General features: G+C 49.5%; 14 protein-coding genes. 13 read left to right on the top strand and 1 reads right to left on the bottom strand.

Annotated elements, in window-relative coordinates; all coding sequences use genetic code 11:
- Positions 1-74 precede the first annotated feature (74 nt).
- From WMW72_RS11450 to WMW72_RS11420, 7 genes are all read left to right on the top strand, one after another.
- The gene (locus WMW72_RS11450) at positions 75-1,838 is read left to right on the top strand and encodes a glycoside hydrolase family 2 protein (RefSeq protein ID WP_341415599.1); all 1,764 of its coding nucleotides are present in this window, start codon (positions 75-77) and stop codon (positions 1,836-1,838) included.
- A gap of 113 nt (positions 1,839-1,951) precedes the next feature.
- Entirely contained in the window at positions 1,952-2,962 is a 1,011-nt protein-coding gene (locus WMW72_RS11445) for an aldose 1-epimerase (protein ID WP_341415598.1), read from the top strand.
- 187 nt (positions 2,963-3,149) lie between these two features.
- The gene (locus tag WMW72_RS11440) at positions 3,150-4,109 is read left to right on the top strand and encodes a carbohydrate ABC transporter permease (protein ID WP_341415597.1); all 960 of its coding nucleotides are present in this window, start codon (positions 3,150-3,152) and stop codon (positions 4,107-4,109) included.
- A 62-nt stretch (positions 4,110-4,171) separates the two neighbouring features.
- On the top strand, positions 4,172-4,942 hold the full coding sequence (locus tag WMW72_RS11435) for a carbohydrate ABC transporter permease (protein WP_341415774.1): 771 nt from the start codon (positions 4,172-4,174) through the stop codon (positions 4,940-4,942).
- Between the two features lie 28 nt (positions 4,943-4,970).
- Complete coding sequence (locus WMW72_RS11430) at positions 4,971-6,800, top strand: sensor histidine kinase (protein WP_341415596.1); 1,830 nt, start codon at positions 4,971-4,973, stop codon at positions 6,798-6,800.
- Positions 6,778-8,409, top strand: coding sequence for a response regulator transcription factor (locus tag WMW72_RS11425; protein WP_341415595.1), 1,632 nt, complete (start codon positions 6,778-6,780; stop codon positions 8,407-8,409). Before WMW72_RS11430 ends, WMW72_RS11425 begins: the two co-directional genes overlap by 23 nt.
- Before the next feature lie 95 nt (positions 8,410-8,504).
- Positions 8,505-9,800 (top strand): ABC transporter substrate-binding protein, encoded by a 1,296-nt coding sequence (locus tag WMW72_RS11420; RefSeq protein WP_341415594.1) that lies wholly within the window; start codon positions 8,505-8,507, stop codon positions 9,798-9,800.
- A 140-nt stretch (positions 9,801-9,940) separates the two neighbouring features.
- On the opposite strand, the gene WMW72_RS11415 is transcribed toward WMW72_RS11420, so the two are convergent.
- Entirely contained in the window at positions 9,941-11,854 is a 1,914-nt protein-coding gene (locus tag WMW72_RS11415) for a glutaminase domain-containing protein (RefSeq protein WP_341415593.1), read from the bottom strand.
- Between the two features lie 131 nt (positions 11,855-11,985).
- Between WMW72_RS11415 and WMW72_RS11410 the strand changes: the two genes are divergently transcribed.
- The 6 genes from WMW72_RS11410 (at position 11,986) to WMW72_RS11385 (ending at position 19,450) form a co-directional block, all read left to right on the top strand.
- On the top strand, positions 11,986-12,834 hold the full coding sequence (locus WMW72_RS11410) for an AraC family transcriptional regulator (RefSeq protein ID WP_341415592.1): 849 nt from the start codon (positions 11,986-11,988) through the stop codon (positions 12,832-12,834).
- Between the two features lie 42 nt (positions 12,835-12,876).
- Complete coding sequence (locus tag WMW72_RS11405) at positions 12,877-14,730, top strand: sensor histidine kinase (RefSeq protein ID WP_341415591.1); 1,854 nt, start codon at positions 12,877-12,879, stop codon at positions 14,728-14,730.
- A complete protein-coding gene (locus tag WMW72_RS11400) occupies positions 14,720-15,778 on the top strand; it encodes a response regulator transcription factor (protein ID WP_341415590.1) in 1,059 nt (352 codons plus the stop codon). The genes WMW72_RS11405 and WMW72_RS11400 overlap by 11 nt, the downstream gene beginning before the upstream one ends.
- 235 nt (positions 15,779-16,013) lie before the next feature.
- Complete coding sequence (locus WMW72_RS11395) at positions 16,014-16,964, top strand: ABC transporter permease (RefSeq protein ID WP_341415589.1); 951 nt, start codon at positions 16,014-16,016, stop codon at positions 16,962-16,964.
- 25 nt (positions 16,965-16,989) lie between these two features.
- Positions 16,990-17,859 (top strand): carbohydrate ABC transporter permease, encoded by an 870-nt coding sequence (locus WMW72_RS11390; protein ID WP_341415588.1) that lies wholly within the window; start codon positions 16,990-16,992, stop codon positions 17,857-17,859.
- A 40-nt stretch (positions 17,860-17,899) separates the two neighbouring features.
- The gene (locus tag WMW72_RS11385) at positions 17,900-19,450 is read left to right on the top strand and encodes an extracellular solute-binding protein (RefSeq protein ID WP_341415587.1); all 1,551 of its coding nucleotides are present in this window, start codon (positions 17,900-17,902) and stop codon (positions 19,448-19,450) included.
- Positions 19,451-19,464 lie beyond the last annotated feature (14 nt).

Below are 19,464 nucleotides of genomic sequence, written 5' to 3'. Positions count from 1 at the left end.
GAGTGATTGCTCTGGGGATTCGGATAAGGTCATTCGCAACAATTACAATGATGGTACAGGAGGAATTTAGCCCAATGACAACACTTAATACGCCTAGGACGGATTACCCTCGTCCTGATCTTCGACGGAATGAATGGCTAAGCTTAAACGGAGAATGGGAATTTGCTTTTGACGATGAGAGGAAGGGCCATAGCGAAAAATGGTATCTAGCCGATGCAGCGTTCGATCGGACGATTCAGGTGCCGTTTGCCTATCAAAGCGCGCTCAGCGGGATTGGCGATCCTTCCTTTCATGATGTCGTCTGGTATCGGAAGGCCATCGAGATTCCGAAAGCTTGGGAAGGACGGCGGGTCGTCCTTCATTTCGGCGCGGTGGATTACTTGGCGCGCGTGTGGGTCAACGGGCAATTGGCCGCCATTCACGAAGGGGGACATACTCCGTTTCATGCGGACATTACCGACTTGCTGGCGGATGACGTCAATGTCATAACGGTGAGGGCAGAAGACGACAGCAAAAATTTGACACAGCCCAGAGGCAAGCAGTATTGGGAGGAGCAGTCCGCCAGCATTTTCTATACCCGTACGACGGGCATCTGGCAAAGCGTGTGGCTGGAGCCGGTATCTCCCGTTCATTTGAAGAAAATCAAATATAAATCGGATATCGACACGAATGACATTGAAATTCGCTCGTTCTTAACCGACGTTCCCGCGGGCCAAGAGGTTTGGCTGAACGTGAACATCAGCTTCGAGGGCGCGCCGGTCGCGGAGGAAAGATTCAAAATCAAAGGCCGGGAAGAGACGCGTACGATAAGGCTTCATGACTATAACGATCATGGGCTGGGACGCTGGTGGACACCTGAGAAACCGAATCTGTATGACGTTCATTTTGAGGTGACGGTGAACGGCGTCACGGCAGATGAGTGCGACAGCTACTTTGGCATGCGGAAGGTTTCGATCGAGAACGGCAAGTTCAATCTAAATAACCGGCCGTATTTCATGCGTCTGGTGCTCGACCAAGGCTATTTTCCGGATGGCAATCTGACCCCTCCGTCGGAAGAAGCGATTCTTCGCGATATTACGCTCACGAAGGCGATGGGGTTTAACGGGGTACGCAAGCATCAGAAAACGGAGGACCCCCTATTCTTGTATGAATGCGACCGGCAAGGCTTGCTGGTCTGGGGGGAATGTGCGAACGCTTACGTCTATTCGGAAGAGTACGTCCAGCGCTTTACACAGGAGTGGCATGAGATCGTAGAGCGGGACTATAACCATCCGTGCATCGTCGCTTGGGTGCCGCTTAACGAAAGCTGGGGCGTCCCCAATATCCAGATCGACATGAAGCAGCAGCAGCATGCGTTGGCGATGTATCACTTGATCCGTTCACTCGATGATACGAGGCTCGTGATCGGCAACGATGGTTGGGAGATGCTCAAGACCGATTTGATCTGCATCCACGATTACGAGTGGAAGGAAGAGGTGTTATCGCAGCGCTATGCAACAGCGGATCATGCACTCCAAGCCATGCCGGCTAACCGGAGAATCCTGGTCGGAGATACCCAGTACGAGGAACAGCCGATTCTCGTGACGGAATTCGGGGGGATTTCCTTCCGGAAAAGCGATTGGGAGGGCTGGGGTTACTCGGGGGCAAGCGATGACCAGGATTTCATTAACCGGCTGACAGCGGTAGTTCGTCCCCTTCATCTCTCACCAGTCGTGCAAGGGTTTTGCTATACGCAATTAACCGATGTCGAGCAAGAAATTAACGGTTTGCTCACCTATGACCGTGAGCCCAAGGTTCCGATTGAGGCGATTCGGAAAATTGTATGCGGAGAGGTTTAGGAAAATTGCCGCTTGGGGCCATATTCGTCATAAAAAAAGAATCGATTATTGGCACGCGATCTTGAGCCGCAATGGGCGAAAGAATAGATTAAGCATGGAAAGCAGGGTGACAGATGAAGAAAGAGGCATCAGCCAAACAGGGAACTTATCATGACGAAGAAGCCATATGGCTTTATTCGGGAGCTTATGAGTGTGCTATATTGCCCCGGATCGGGGGAAACTTGATTGCGTTTCGCGACACCGAGCGGGGATACCGTTTTTTGCATGAACCTGAACTGGACGAGATGGAAGCCTTCCGAGCAAGACCTATTATTCATGGCATTCCGGTTCTGTTTCCTCCGAATCGGTACGAGGATGGACGCTTTCCATGGAACGGCCGAACGTATACTTTGCCTATTAATGAGGAGAGTACGGGCAATCATCTTCACGGATTTCTGTATAACATCCCCTGGGAAGTCGAATCGTATGGAAATAAAGGAGCCGACGCTTCCTATGTCCGCCTGAAGCTAAGCTTCGATAGCTCCAGCGAGGCGTACCGCTATTTTCCTCATACGTTTGTTTTTTGGCTGGAATATACATTAAGTGTGAAAGGGCTGCAGCAGCAGGTTCTTATTCGCAATGACGGGAACGAGCCGATGCCATGCCTGTTGGCTTTCCATACTTCGCTTAACGCGCCGTTCTGTCAGACCAGCCGTCCGGAGGATTACTTGTTCCAAATGACGCTGGGGGAGCGATGGGAGTTAGATGATAGGATGCTCCCTACAGGAAAGCACCAACGGCTGACGGAGCCCGAAGAGGCGATGAAGGGAGCGGGTGTTTATCCGTTCTTTGAGTCGATGGACAATCACTATACGGCGCAATCGCAAAATGGCAGAAATCGCGCTGTGCTGACCGATCTTCGCGAGAAGGTTTCTTTGGTATATGATGCTGGCGCCTCCTACAAGCAATGGATGATTTGGAACAATAACGCGACGCCCGGATTTTTCTGCCCGGAGCCTCAGGTCAATCTGGTTAATGCGCCGAATAGCAAGCTGCCTCCCGAGGAAATCGGCTTATTTGCTCTGGCTCCCGGAGAGCTATGGGAAGAAACGAGTCTTTTATACGATATCCCTGCTAAAGGGTAGGATTAATCAACGCTATCTCTAGCTACAAGTAGAGCGGGGAATGATAGTAGGCTCAGGGTGCTCAGATTTTTAGTAAAAAAGTGAAAGAAATTGCACATCCTTCTGCTACAAGCAAACCGGCCATGCCTCTATACTGTGAGTAACTGCAACAAGCATTTACAAAATCGAAAATAGAGGTGGTTACCTAATGAGCGCCCTGAGCCGGGATTCCGCAGCGGCAGTAAGCGTTGCCCGTCCCCCCCGCAAGACCAAACTGAAAAATCACAATCATGCAGCTCTTGCAGGTTATCTGTTTATCGGCCCATGGTTGCTAGGGTTCTTATTCCTGACCTTATGGCCAATGCTTCAATCCTTATATTATTCGTTTACCGATTTTTCGCTGCTCGAGCCTGCTAAGTGGATCGGTCTGGACAATTATAAAGAAATGTCAACCGACCGTTTCTTCTATAATTCCCTTAAAGTGACCTTTGTTTATGTGCTGCTTTCCGTGCCGGCCAAGCTGTTTGTGGCCCTGATGGTCGCTATGCTGATGAACCGGAAAATTCGTGGCATATCCTTTTACCGAACCTTGATTTATCTTCCCTCGCTAATTGGCGGCAGTATTGCCGTGGCGATTTTGTGGAAAAATATTTTCGGGCTGGACGGGTTTGTGAATCATATCGTTCCACTGCTTGGCATCGACGCGAAAAACTGGATCGGTACGCCCGGTACAGCGCTTGGAACTCTTATTATCTTGCGCTGCTGGCAGTTCGGCTCGGCGATGATTATTTTCTTAGCCGGGTTAAAACAAATCCCGAATGAGCTGTATGAAGCATCCTCGGTGGATGGAGCGTCCAAGCTTCGCCAATTCTTTACCATCACGCTTCCGATGCTGTCGCCGGTTATTCTGTTTAATTTGATCATGGGAGTCATTCAATCCTTCCAGATGTTCACTTCCGCTTTTGTTATAACAAACGGAGGTCCGTTGAACTCAACCGAAGTGTATGCACTCTATTTATACCAGAAGGCGTTTACGTCCTTTGATATGGGATACGCTTCCGCACTAGCTTGGGTGCTGCTGATCATCATCGGCATCGCTACATCGATTAACTTCATCGCATCCAAGTATTGGGTGTTTTATGAAGCTGAGGCAGGTGATGCAAAGTGAAGCTGAACGCCCGCGCAAGTCAACTGTGGACGCATCTGATTTTGCTTGTATTCAGCCTGGTTATGTTCTATCCGGTTTTGTGGTGGATCGGAGCTTCCTTTAAATCCAATCCCGAGCTTGCTTTACCGACATTGTTCCCTTCCGTCTGGATGTGGGAAAATTATGTGAAGGGCTGGGTTGCGCTGCCGAAGTATACGTTCACCTACTTTTATTTGAACAGCGCTAAGCTTACGCTTACAACGACCGTGCTTACAGTTATTTCAAGCAGTCTGGTTGCGTTTGGCTTTGGCCGGCTGGAGTTTCCTTTCAAAAAGCTCTGGTTTTCCTTGCTGCTGCTCACGATTATGCTTCCTGGACAGGTCACCTTGATTCCTCAATATTCCATGTTTCATTCTTTTGATTGGGTCAATACTTATTTGCCTTTTATTGTCCCTAGCGCGATGGGCAACGCCTTCTTTATCTTCCTGCTTGTGCAATTTATTCGCGGGCTGCCCAAGGAGCTGGACGAGTCGGCCAAAATGGACGGCTGCACCTGGTTCGGCATTTATTGGCGCATTATTATGCCACTGACCTTACCGGCCTTGGTAACCGTCATGATCTTTTCGTTTCTTAACGGCTGGGAGGACTACTTTGGACCTTTAATTTATTTGAATTCCGTTGATAAATATACGATCCCGCTTGCTTTGCGTATGTTTGTCGATACCCAGTCGGCGACCGCCTGGGGGCAGCTTTTGGCGATGTCGCTGTTGTCCATTACTCCGCAAATTCTCGTATTTTTTTTCGCCCAGCGCTACTTTGTGGAAGGTATTGCAACGACCGGGTTAAAGGGCTAGAAGATTGTAGACGATTAAAGAGCTGCGTGTGGGTTATCCCATCCACGCGGCTTTTTGTCTCAAGGAGGTGCGCGTTCTGAAAAGTCCTTTCAAGAAATACCGCATCGATTCTATTTTGTCGGGCAGCTTTACCGGATTTTTTATTTTGCTTCTCGTGATTGTTTGCTGGGTGAGTTATACCGTCTCTTCCAGAGAACTGGCGGAGAATACTTCAGTTTATCAGCAGGAGCTCATGCGTGAGCTGAATAAACAGATGATGCTGCAAATGCGCACCGTCGAGCAGCTGTCTCTCGTGATTTCCCGGAACACGGAGCTTTTGCATTACTTGGATCTGCCCGACAGCGATATGTATACCAAGCTGAAAGAGCAAAGCGAGTTGGTTCAGGTGATGAGCAAGCTGATTAATAGCACGCCAAGTCTGCTCTCGATGAGGATGTATGTCCATAAGCCTACGTTTTCCGATCCCAAAGATTTTGTGAGCTTTGTGGAGCATAGCGAATTGTTGAACGAGCCTTGGTATGCGCAGGCCGAAAAATCCGACTCTGTCTGGCTCGGAGAGCGATCTGTCGAGACGATGCAAGGCCCACAAAACGTCGTCACGTTTGCCCGCAAAATTTATTCCAATAATTTGGAGTATCAGGGTATTTTGCTGCTTCATGTAAAGGCTAAAGTGCTCTACAACATGATGATCGGCGAAAAACAAACGGCTCACCGCTATTTGCTGGATTCCGGCGGCAGGCTGATCATCGGAACCAATCCGTCAATGTTCTCGGAATTAAAGCTACCGGAGCTATTGGATATGGCTCAGTCCGGTACCGGGTATATGCATATCAAGGGAAGGGAGAACGGTGCCAATACGGATTATTTACTTGTATGGGCCAAGTCGTTTAATGAAGGATGGGTCCTGACAGAGGTCACTTCGTGGGGAATGATTGCCGCAGGCAGCTTCAAGCTGGCCATGACGATTTTTTGGATCGGGTTTGCCTCCATATTGGCGGCGGTCTTGTTTACTTTATATTTATCCAGAAGCTTCACGAAGCCGATTCGGCAATTGCTTCAAGCAATGGGTAGATTTCCGTTAGAGCAAAAGCGGGTGGAGCTGCCGGATGATTATCACAATGAATTCGGCTCGATGTTCAAGGGATACCGCAGACTTACCGAAAGAATCGATGAATTATACGACAGCTTGGATCTTGAGCATCAGAAGAAGCGGAAAGCCGAGATCAAGGCGCTGCAAGCTATGATTAATCCTCATTTTCTGTACAATACGCTGGACCAGTTAAATTGGATGGCAATTGATTCTGGTCATGAACGAATGAGCCATGTGCTGGAGCTGATGGGCCGTATGTTTAGAATCGGACTATCGAATGGAGAAAGCCTGATCACGCTGGAGCAGGAGCTGACGCATACGGAATGTTATTTGCAAATTCAACAGCTGCGCTGGGAAGAAGGCTTGCTGTACACCGTTGCTGTAGAGGATGAACGTCTGAAAACTTATCTCATACCCAAGCTAACCCTTCAGCCTTTTGTGGAAAATGCGGTTATCCATGGATTTCACGACAGGCAGCAAGGACATATTGCGATTACTGTGCTTCAAGACGAGCAAGGCCTTGCCATCCGGATTGCGGACGACGGTGTAGGGCTGCATCCGGAGTGGAACCGCAAGCCCCGGAGAAAGACGGGCGGCTACGGCATAAGGAATGTGCGGGAGCGGATCGAAGCATATTTCGGAAGTCCGTATGGCATCACGATAGAACCAGGCCTGGAAGGGAAGGGAACTCTGGTTACCTTGCGGATTCCAAGGCTGGAGCCTAACGATAACGGAGGGGATGACGATGTGGAAAATCGCAGTCATTGATGATGACAAAACGGTCCTGCAAGGCATGAGGAAGATCATACCATGGGAAGATCTGGAGGCGGAATTTGCCGGGGATGCAACCGACGGTCAAAAGGGGCTGGAGCTGATCGGTTCCGCCAAGCCGGATATCATCATCACCGATATTTATATGCCCGTGTTGAATGGGCTGGATATGATTGAGGAACTGCGAAAAAACGGTTACGAAGGTAAGATTATCATTTTAAGCGGATACTCGGACTTCGAATATGCCCGGCAAGCGCTTCGGCTCAATGTAGATGATTATCTGTCAAAACCGGTTACGGTGCTAACGATAAAGTCCGTATTGGAAAAAGCGATTATTGAGCTGGAAGGGATGTCTGTCAGAAAGCTTGAGCAGTATGAGCTTGTGCAGAAGCTGATGCAGTATGAGCCGTTTGTTGAGCAGGAGCGGGTGAAAGCGGTAGTAACCGGACATACAGTGGCAGGCAGACCGCTGCCTCCGTTTTTGCAAGGCAGTCCCTGCGGAGAAGATTCCTCCGAATATGTCGTCGTGGCTGTTGAGATTTTGCGGACTGTACGCGTATCCGAGGTTTCACCAAGCGATTTTAGTTTGTTCCGTTTTGCGGTCGGCAATATTTTGCAGGAGGTTATTGCAACGGCCTGGAAGGATGCCCGTCTGATTGAGCTGCACAGCCATCATATGGCTGTATTGCTGCATGCGCCGAAAGCCGGGAAGGAAGAGGCCGTTCTGCGAATCCGTCCGCTTTGTGAAAGTATGGTACAGCATGTGGGAGATTACTTAAAGGTACGACTCAAAATGGGGATCGGAAGGTGGAAGGAAAGCTGGCACCATATATCCGATTCAACCGAAGAGGCGTTTCAAGCATTGGCGGCTAAACGGCATCTGCCTTATCCAGGCCTGCCGTTGTATGAATTCGTCAAAGATGGCGACCCGGCAGCCAAAAGTGACTTTAAGGCAACGGAGGTGCGCCCGGTGCAATTTTACCAGCAGCTGGGCGAGGCGATCCGCCTTTTGCAGGAGCCTCAAATTCAAGAGGTTGTGGAGCGATTTTTTCAGCCGTTGGAGAACACTGACGGACTTGCCGAAAAGGATGTCCGTCATGTTGGGTTGGAAACCTGGGCGATTTTAACCTATTCGCTGCTGGATGCAGGGGTTCGCGCTGACGAGGTGTTTGATGCGGATCAAGTTAAGGAAGAACTGGAGCGGCTAGGGGCCCCTGGGGAGCTTAAGGCATGGCTGCTGGATAAGGTGGCTGTGTTCTGCAGCTTACAAGGGAAAAGCGAAAAGCTAAAGCATAAGCAGGCGGTCAATTTTATGATTCAGCATATTCATGAGCATTTTGCAGAAGACCTGCATCTAAGCGAATTGGCGGAGAAGGTGTATATATCCAGGAACTACTTGAGCAATATTTTTCGGCAAGCCACGGGGGAGACGTTCAACAGCTATGTGACCCGCGTCCGGATGGAAAAAGCCAAAAATATGATTATGGAAGGCCGGTGGATGATTTACGAAATAGCGGAAAAGGTCGGTTACAAAAATGTGCCGTATTTTACCACGCAATTCAAAAAATATACGGGCTGCAATCCGTCTGAATTCGTTAAAAACTGAAACAAATTGTGCATCTCTGTTCTATTCAATCGGCTCCCTGTTTAGTACCATAATTGTAGGGAAATCACGATATAGAAACCGAGAGGGGCAATCTTATGAAGTATGTACGTAAGCTTTCAGCAATTGGACTATCATCGGTACTGGCTGTGTCTCTAGCTGCCTGCGGCGTTAAGGAAGAAGCCAAAGCTCCTAATAACGCGGGTACAAGCGGCGAGCAAAAGGCGGTCAAGCTGCGTATTATGTGGTGGGGTTCGCAAGCTCGCCATGATGCAACTTTGAAAGCGCTTGATTTGTACACGAAAAAGAATCCTAACGTCACCTTTGAACCCGAATATCAGGGCTGGGACGGATATTTGGATAAAATATCAACCATGGCCGCAGCGCGCAACCTGCCGGATATTATCCAAACGGATGCCGCTTGGATTGCCGACTGGGGCAGCACTAACCGCTTGATGGATCTGACCGGTGCGATCAACACGAAGGATGTGGATCCGGCACTGCTTAACACGGGCAAATATAAAGACAAGTTGTTCGCTATTCCGCTCGGCAACAATGCGTTTGGCTTGGTATACAACAAAGCGGAGCTGGAAAAGCTCGGAATTACACCTCCCAAGTACGGCTGGACCTGGGACGACTTCTTTAAATTCGCCAAAGAGGCGAAAGCCAAGCTGGGCAAAAATCAATATGCGTTCAAGGACTTAACGGCTGACGGACTGTACGACGCCTATCAATTAGCTAAAGGCAAAGGCTGGCCCAGAGCAGACGGCAAATTTAATTATGATAAAGAGACCTGGCTCGATTGGATGAAGAAATTCGCTGAGATGAGGGCAGCGGGAATCGTACCGCCGGCTGACGTCACGATTTCCGATAAAGGAGCCGATGCCAAGCTTGATCTTATGATCCAGGACAAGATATTGCTCAGAAACTCCCACGCTGCTGAATTTTCGGGATTTGATGCGTTAAAACCGGGACAGCTGGCTTTGGTGACGATACCTCAGGATAAACAAGCGGGAGGATGGCTGAAAGCCTCCATGTATTGGAGCGTAAGCCCTGACACCAAGCAGGCGGAAGCGGCGAAAAAGTTCATGGATTGGTTTATCAACGATCCGGAAGCGGCGGATATACTCGGCACCTCGAGGGGAGTGCCTGTTTCTAAACAAATCGTCACCGGGCTGGAATCGAAATTTACGCCGACCGACAAGGCTGCTATTGAGTTGATCAATAAAACCGCTCCGAATGCGCAAGTCTTCTACCCGGGACCAGGATTAAAGAACGGCTGGGATAAATTCGAAAAGGAATACTCCAACCTTGTCCAGCAAATCATGTTTGATAAAATAACACCGGAAAAAGCTTGGGAGCAGATTGAAAAGCTGGGCAAAGAAATTAAATAGAATTCGATAGACATAGTCGCAACCATAGTCCTCAAGTTCTGAGAGCCCCATCCATCGTGGTCTCTCAGAACTTGAGGTTTTTTATTCGCCGCCCAAATAGAAGGAGCCAGATCTACGGAGTAGATCTGGCACAATACATATTAAATTCCTTTGTCAATCAGCAGCTTCATGAATAGCCCGCCCTGTACGGACCTGTTTTGGAAGCTTTCTATTTTCGCGGTTACCGCCGAGTAAAAATCCGTCATCGGGACCCGGCTTTCCGATTCATGATACGCAAGCCACAGACGATCCACCAGCGTAGTAAAGTCTTCCTTGTTGTCACAAAGCGTGGCGCTCCACACCAGCCAATCCGACTTGGTATAGGTGTTGCGGCTATCCAGCATGAGGCCGTAAGGGCCGGAATGCTTCTCGATATAGGCTTTCGTCTCTGTCTTAAAGGTATCTTGAGGGAATAAGTTCAGACCGAAAATGTGATCCCATACGGCATTGTATTTCATACTGAAGGAGCCTGGTTGGTCAAAGGCCAGACGGAATGTCCCGTCTTCATTGGCGGCCATAGCCAGCCATTTGTCAACCATGGAGCCGGCAATCCTCAGCAGCTCCTCTGCCTTCTCCTCATTTCCGGCCAGGCGGTTCAATATGGAGAAGCTGGCGATCCCCATGATGGCTTTGATCGACAGATTGCAGTTATGAGCCAGATGTCCCGCGAAATCGTCCGTACACAGCTGGTTATCCGGATCTACACCGTTGTCGATGAGGTACTGGCACCATTTCTCAAGATGACTCCAATTCTCCTGAGCGAACGAGACGTCTTTTTCAGCAAGCGCGACCGCCGCCATACAGATCAGCATATTGCCGCATTCCTCCACCGGCATCTGCCAAGTCGGGCATGTACCATGGCTGTATACCTGTCCGTTCAGGAGGGGATAGGTTCCCACATCGTGGGGAGCAAAGTCGTAATGCCAAACATCCATGGAGGCATACTTGAAAATCGGTCTTAGCATCCCTTTAACAAGCTCAGGGTTATATAACAAAAATAGAGGGATAGAAGGGTAGGTCACGTCGACGGTGGCGGCACAACCGTTACTGAAATTTTCTTTGGAAATAAACAGCACATCTCCGCTTGGATCCACACAAACTTTATGTGCTGCAATAGCCTGCCGGTAGGCAAGGGATAGCAGCTCCGCATATTTTTCATTGCCTGATTCCGTGGCATCCTGAACCAGCTTGGAAGAAAAAAGCTCGCATTTCTTGGAAAGCGAATCATATTCGCTCAGCGTTTGCTGAATAGCTTCCTCGATGGTTTGGCCGTCCTTTTTCCAATAAGCATTTAGCGGCTCATGGAAATATTCAATCGACTTGATATCGTCGTAAGCGACAGCAAAAAGTCCTTCAGAGTTCTGTTCTGTATCGAGCGGGATCGATAATGCAAGTGTATGGTTTAAGGTACCATATGCATGGGTGCTGGCCGTAGCCGTTACCGAGGCCTGATCATGATTGGACGCCAGATAGAGGTATCCCCAGTTGATTCTAAGGTCATCTCCAGCTGCATTTAATATTCGCTGGGTCTTACTGCCCACCCTGCCGCAAGCAAAGGCCGGCTCGCTAAGATCGGTGTATTCGGTTGGGAATTCATATTTTAAATTTTGGCTTAGCTCGTCATCCACCGTAATGGTAATCGTCACATGATGATTTTTCCCGTCCTTGCTGGAAGCTTTCGTATAGATATAAGATACGGGTCTGGACATCAGCTTCAAATCATCCAATAGAAGAGGTGTGGTAAAGGTAACTTCTAATTGAATCTCATCACATTCAAAGCGGTAACTGGATGAGAGTGCCGTAATGTTTAAATTCGTTTGATTCATTTTCAGGCTGTTTGGCGTATCGCCCATAAACAGATAGTCTTTGCCATCGATGGCAGCCGTGCCCGTCATTCGGTGAGGTTTACCCGTCCAATGCAGGGTGTCCGATTCATTCAATCTGTCTGCCATCGACCAAACGGAAAAATAAGGATCTACGGTAATAAGCGGAACAGCTGGCGCGCGCAAATTCATGTTAATTCCTCCTGTTTTCTCCTTGAATTCGATATAGTTACAATAATTTTTGTGCTGCTTGTAGTTTAATTTATCATAATGATAGGGTTATAATAATAGGAGAAATCATTTGAATTGTGAGGATTATCATCATGCGTGAAGAAATTTATAACTTTTGGCATATGTGTGATTCTGCGTTTCCGCTGAATGTTATTATGTCGGGAATCTCTTATTGTGATAAAAATTACCGGATTGAACGGCATGGGGAGGAGCTGTATTCGTTCGAATACATCATCGATGGCAATGGGGTTTTGGAGATTAATTCCCAAACCTTGTACCCCCAAAAAAATGACGTCTATATTCTAACTCCAAACAGCGATCACCTGTATTATTCCAGTGAAGATCATCCGTGGACTAAAATTTGGATTGTTTTTAAGGGGGACTTGGCCGAATATTTGTTTAAGCGGTATTTGCCAGCAGATACGTATATCATCAAGGACTGCAATATACTTTCCTATATGAATGAAATCATCAATATCTCATCCGCTAGGGATAAGAGTTATTCCGAATTGATCGATGAAGTCTCCGTCATGCTGTTGAAAATCGTGTTACATGTAAAAAACCATTTGGAGCATAAAATGCTCTCTGCTGCGGAACAGATCAAGCTATGCCTGGATGTAAACATTGAAAACAGGCTAGATATGAACGATGTGAGTACACAGCTCGGCTATTCGAAAAACTATATCATCAAGCTGTTTCGCGAAACGTATGGGATTACTCCCTATGCGTATTTCCGCAAACACAAAATCGAGCTTGCCAAGCAATATTTACTGAATACTCATCTCAATATCAATGAAATCTCCGTCAAATTGAACTTTGCGGACCAGCATTATTTTTCTTCGACCTTCAGAGCCGTTGTCGGGATTTCCCCGTCTGAATATCGGAGAGGTAAAAATAAAACTGCGAGCCAGACTATTCCCTCTAGCTCCAATTCATGCTAATCTTAGAAACTATATCGACTTCAACATGCGGCGGGTGGGGATATGATTCTTAAGAAAGCGCTATCGATTAAAACAAAGCTCGTTTTGCTTATTTTATTCTTTTTGTGTGTTCCGCTCCTGTTATTTGGCACACTATGGTTCGAAAAAGCATCACAGAGCATCGAAAAAAATGCAATCGATTATAGTGAACAGCTGATGGGGCAAATCAATTACCAGCTGGACGGCTATTTCTCCGATCTCGACAGGCTGACGTATCCGCTGCTGCTGCATCCGCAGATTCAATCGTTTATGAAGCTGAACCCTGAGGATCAATATGACCGGTATCTAACGAACAAAAAAATGTCCGAGGAGCTGTTCCCGAGCATTACGTTCGGACGACCCGATATTTATGGATTATCCATCGTGTCCAAAAATGGTATCGCTACCGCTAGCTACAGCTCGATCGCCGGAAGGGAAAGCTACGAGCAGTACAAGGACGCGTTGCTCGGCGAGCGCAACTATCGCGTGGTGGGCATCGAGTATATGGAGGCCACCCCGGTGCTGACGATTGCCCGCAAGTTTCTGGATACGGTTTCCTACCAGTCGAACGGCCTGCTGATCGTCTACCTCAGGCTCAACGAAATCATCAAAATTTGCGAGAAAATCAAGCTCGGAGAAACCGGCTTCGTCTGGGTTATGAATGAGGAGGGGAATATTGTGTACCACCCCAATCGGCAAAAATGGGGGAGTTACGCGATGACTCCCGAGCTGGGCCACCGGCTGGCGGTGAGCCAAAACGGTCATTTTGTGGAAAAGGCGCAGGACGATAATCGGCTTATTATTTACGAGAAATCCGAAAAGACGGGCTGGACGCTCGTATCCGAAGTATCGCTCCAGGAATTAAATCAGGGGATGATAGGGCTTCGGAATATTACCGTGTGGGTCGGGCTGCTGCTTGTCGGTCTTGCTCTGATGCTGACCGGGGGCTTCTCGCTTTATTTGACGCAGTCGCTGCTTCATCTGCAGCGGTTGATGCGGCGAGCCGAGGACGGGGATTTGAACGTGAAAGCGCCAGAGAGGCGAAACGACGAGTTGGGCGCTTTAAATAAGGGCTTCAACCGGATGGTCGGTGAAATCCGCCGGCTGCTCGACGAGGTGCAGACGTCCCGGATGAAGGAGCAGGAGATGGAAATACGTCAGCGTGAATCCGCGCTGCAGGCGATGCAATCCCAAATTAATCCGCATTTTTTATACAATACGCTGGAGATTATTAATTCATATGCCATTGTCGAGGAAGTGAAGCCGATAAGCCGGATGGCGACTTCGCTGGCGGATATTTTCCGTTACAGCATCAGTAATCCGGGCCAGGCGGTGTCCCTTCTGGACGAAATCCGGTATATCCGGACCTATTTGAACATTCAGCAGGAGCGGTTCCAGTCGCTGCAGGTCGAGCTGGATGTCGATGAGTCGCTGCTATCGCAGGTTCAGGCCATCCGGCTGATCATTCAACCGATTGTCGAGAACGCTTTCAAGCACGGTTACCAAGCGCATAAGCAAAAACCAAGTTATATCGGCCTATTCGGATATATGGAGGATGAAGATTATATCCTGCGTATCGAAGACAGGGGCCAAGGCATGGATAGCAGGCTGATGGAGCGTTACAATATCGCGTTTGCCGGAGATTCCCATACTGATGACACCGGAGGAATGCGCAATGCAGACGGACGGCTGGAAAATGGCGTCAGCGGCTGCTTCGATACGATCGGTCTGTGGAATGTGCATCAGCGGCTGCGGATCAGCTTCGGGCAGCCTTACGGATTGCGAATCGTGAGGTCAGGAACGCTGGGGACGATCATCGAGATGCGGCTTAAGTGTTCGGCTTGGCATAAGGAAGAAGGGGGAAACCATGATGTATAGCGCTTTAATTGTCGATGACGAGGTGATGATCAAGCGAAGCTTGACGAAGCTGATCAACGGAAGCGGGCACGGGTTTCAGGTATGCGGCGAGGCGGAGGACGGGGGCGAGGCGTTGTCGCTCTGGGAGCGGTTGAAGCCGGACCTTATCATCACGGATATCAGTATGCCGGTTATGGATGGTCTGGAGCTGATCGGACAGATCCGCTCCCGGGGGCTGGAGCCGGAAATTATTATTTTATCCGGCTATGACGATTTCGGGTATGCCCAGCAGGCGATGCGCTACGGAATTATGGACTATGTATTGAAACCAGTTCGCCAAGAACTGTTGGAGGAGCTGCTCGCGAAAACGGCGGATCGGCTGAATCAAAAAGGCAGAAACCGGCAGGAACGGGGGCAGAGATTACGGGAATGCCGGGAAACCGCGGCCTTGCTCGCTGACTATTTGTGGACGGCCCGCGATCCGGAAGCTCTGCAGCAGCTGAGCGGGTATGTCCGGCAGCTGATGAACCGCGGTTTGCCTCCTGCGCAGTGCGCCGAGCGGCTGGAGGACGCGCTTGTACTGGCCGAAGCAGAGCTTGTCGCGCAGAGCGGAGGGAAGCTGCAGGAGCTGCCCAAGCCTTTACTAACGCTGGCAGCGGGTGCTGCGGATGAGGTGTTGCTGCAAGCCGGTCGCATCATAAAAGCCTATTCGGAGCAAATTCGGGGGATGAGAAGCTGGGGGCAGTTTCAAGGCATCCAGAGGGCTGTACAGTTTATCGACGCTCAATACACGAATGAGCATTTGTCGCTGTCCCAGGCGGCGAACGAAGCCGGAATGTCCGATTCTTATTTCAGCAGATGCTTCAAGGAGGAGCTGGGCCTAAGCTTCATTGATTACTTGATCAGGCTGCGGATGACGAAGGCCAAGGAGCTGCTGAAGGAAGCCGATAGTAAAACCTACGAGGTCGCGTTCGCCGTAGGCTACAGCGACTACCCGCATTTCTCCAAGTCGTTTAAAAAGGTTTGCGGCCTATCGCCGAACGAATATAAGAAGCGACTCGGGCAATAAGCAGTGCCGCCGGCTGCAATAGCAGCCGAAATGTATGCTCTCCGCCATACAAGGGGAGGGCACGTCCAAAAAAACGTCCGGTGAATTGCCGGGCGTTTTTTTTGGATTGTAAAGGAAATAGAAGCCGTCAGAGACATGTATCTCGGTCAAAAAAGCACAACAAATTGCAGCAAAACACATGGAAGCTGAACTTGATAGCGATTACAATAAAGCGTATTGAGGGAGGAGATACACAATGGCACTTAAAAGGACGGCAGCGAATCCCGCATTCTCCGCTCCAGCAGCCAAACGGACGCCTTATTTGTTGAAGCATTGGCAAATCTATACGATGGTGCTCCCGGGACTGATTTTCTTCGTTTTATTCAAGTATATTCCGCTTACAGGCGTCGTGATCGCGTTTCAGGATTACAACGTGTTTAACGGAATATTCGGCAGTAAGTTCGTGGGGCTGAAACATTTTTACAATTTGTTTACGTATCCCGAATTTCTTCGCGTATTGAAAAATACGGTATTGATTAGCATGTACCAGATCGTACTTGGCTTCCCGGCTCCGATCCTGCTAGCCATGCTGATGAACGAAGTGCGCAAGCAGTTTTTCAAACGAACGGTGCAAACCGTGCTCTATCTTCCGCATTTCTTGTCGTGGGTTATCGTCGGAGGGCTTGTCATCAACTTCTTGTCCCCGAGCTCGGGCATGGCGAACGATGTTTTGAAATGGCTCGGCAAGGACCCCGTATTTTTTATGCAGGAGCCAAGCTATTTCAGGTCAATCGTCGTCATTTCTGGGATATGGAAAGAGGTAGGCTGGGGGACGATCATTTATTTAGCCGCCTTGGCAGGCATTAATCCGGAGCTTTACGAAGCTGCCGAAGTGGACGGAGCGGGCAAGCTTCGGCAGGCTTTCAGCATTACGCTGCCCTCGCTGCTTCCGACCATTATGGTGCTGCTGCTGCTGCGGATCGGCAACGTGCTCGACTTGGGCTTCGAGCAAATCTACATGCTGCTGAATCCGCTTGTGACGGAAACCGGCGAAATTATCGACACCTACATTTACCGGATCGGTCTGCTGGGCGGACAGTACAGCTATTCAACGGCTATCGGTTTGTTCAAATCGCTTGTCGGAGTTATACTAGTCGTCGGCGCCAACCGATTGAGCAAGAAGACAACCGGGGAATCGATTTATTAACGACAGAGAAAGGGAGGGTGTTTCCTTGATCAAGGAAAGTACATCACGGCGCGCTTTTATTTATAGCAACTACTTGTTTCTTACTTTTACCGCCCTGGCCATGCTGCTCCCGTTCTTACATATATTTGCGGGCTCGCTCAGCAGCGGCAGCGCCATATCCAAAGGTCTCGTCAGCATCTATCCGGTTGAATGGACGCTGATCAATTATAAAGCCGTTCTTCAAAATGCGGCGATATGGAAGTCATTCGGCGTGACTGTGACTTTGACAGTCGGGGGAACTTTGTTTAACCTGCTGTTTACGTCTCTGATGGCCTACGGATTATCCAAAAATGAATTGAAGGGCCGTTCTATTATTTTGATGCTGATTGTGTTTACGATGATTTTTCAAGTGCCGATGATTCCGGGGTACTTGCTGGTCAAGGCATTGGGCATGCTGAACTCGTTGTGGGCGCTTGTTATTCCCGGGACAATAAGCGCTTTCAATCTGATTATTATGATTTCCTTTTTCCGGAGTATACCCGAAGGGCTTGTGGAAGCTGCCCGGATCGACGGCTGTGGTGAATATCGCACCTGGTGGAGCATTGTGCTTCCGCTGTCCCTTCCGTCGATGAGCACGATCGGACTCTTTTACGCGGTCGGGCACTGGAATGGATATTTCAATGCGATCATGTACATTCGCGATCCCGGGTTGTTTCCGCTTCAGGTCAAGCTTCGTCAGCTGCTGGTGGACAGCGATGCGGAAGCGCTGATGCAGAGCGTGAATGTCACGATGCAATCGATGGAAGGCATTAAAATGGCGACGATAATGGTCGCTACCATCCCAATTTTGTTGGTCTACCCTCTGATCCAGAAGCATTTTATTAAAGGCGCCATGATCGGATCAGTCAAGGGTTAATCCATAGTTTCTCATTTCACGTATAAAGGAGAAGGGGTACATGAGAAAAAAGATATCTTTACTAGCCTTATCGGCAGCTTTGGCGGCAGGGGCACTGGCGGGGTGCTCGTCGGAGAAACCCACTCAAGGACAAGCAGATGGCAAGGGCGAAGCAAAACCGCCCAAGCTGAAGGTCGGCATCGGCACGGAGGGACTTCAATATATCGAAGGCTCTGCAAATATTAATGAAGACAAGTACACGAAGAAGCTGCGCGAAATTTCCAAGACGGACGTGACGTTGGAATTGATCCCGCATCGCGAATTCGATCAGAAGCTGACGCTGCTGTTTGCCGGCGGCGAGCTGCCTGACCTGCTGCAAACGCATGGCATCAATAAGCCGGAGGTCGCTCCCGCTATCGATACGGGCGTGCTGATCCCGCTGAACGATTTGATCGATAAATACGGCCCCAATCTGAAGAAGCATATTCCTAAGGAAGCCTGGGATTTCGCATCGGTCAGCAAGGACGGCAAAATCTACGGGGTGCCTAACGTAAATGCAACGCCTAACGGCAACGTGATGATGGTGCGCAAGGATTGGCTGGACAAGGTCGGACTCAAGCCGCCCAAAACGATCGATGAATATATCGAGATGTTGAAAGCGTTTAAAGAGAAGGACCCGAACGGAAACGGCAAAGCGGACGAAATTCCTTTCTCCGGGCGGGAAAAGCTAGCGTTTACCGAAGCTTTCTTCGGCTCCTATGACGTGCTGCCGGCGGATTGGAAATTCGAGAACGGGCAGCTGGTCCCGAACATCATCCGTCCGAATATGAAGGAAGCGCTGTCCGTCTACCGCAAGCTGTATGAGCAAAAGCTGCTGGACAATGAGGTATTCGTGCAGAAGGGGAAGGACTGGGACGCGAAAATTAAAGCACAGGGCATCGTCGGGTTATGGACGCATTCCCCAAGAATGGCGGATAAATGGACGGCTGAGGTCAAAACCGGAACGCCGAGCGCGCAGATCGAGGTTATCCCGTCTCCGGTCGGACCAGACGGCAAAGGCGGCTTAAGCATCGGCTCGAGCGTTGGCGGTAACGTATGGGTCATCCCGAAAACGACGAAAAATCCTGAAAACGCGATCAAGTTCCTAGACTGGTTTTATTCCGACGACGCCCAGAAGTTTCTGACTTACGGCATCGAAGGCGAGGACTACACGCTGGATGGCGGTAAAATCAAATACAAATATCCGGACAAGCAGGAAGATATCTTCCGGGAGGAAATGCACTTGACTTGGCTGCGGCTGGTAGGGCCTTCCCACCTGAGTGATGTGGAGTTTATGAAAAATCGTCCTTCCGGCGACCTGGTCATGAAGGCGTTGGATATAGCTGCCAAGGAAGGCCGGAATAACGATGGCTTGGGTATGCCCGCTCTGCCGACGCTCCAAGCGCGTCCCGAGCTTGGCAGAGACGGCCTCTGGCTGGAGCTTGCGGCGAAAATTATGACCGGCAAGGAATCGCTTGACGCGTTCGACAAATTCGTCGATGATTGGAAGAAGCGCGGGGGCGATCAAGTGATCAAGGAAGCGACAGACTGGTACAAAAGCACGCATAAATAGTAGATCAAGAGGTG

The organism is Paenibacillus filicis, from assembly GCF_038070315.1.
Classification (GTDB): domain Bacteria; phylum Bacillota; class Bacilli; order Paenibacillales; family NBRC-103111; genus Paenibacillus_G; species Paenibacillus_G filicis.
Note: the sequence above shows the minus strand (reverse complement) of the source record. Positions and strands in the feature narration are given on the sequence as shown.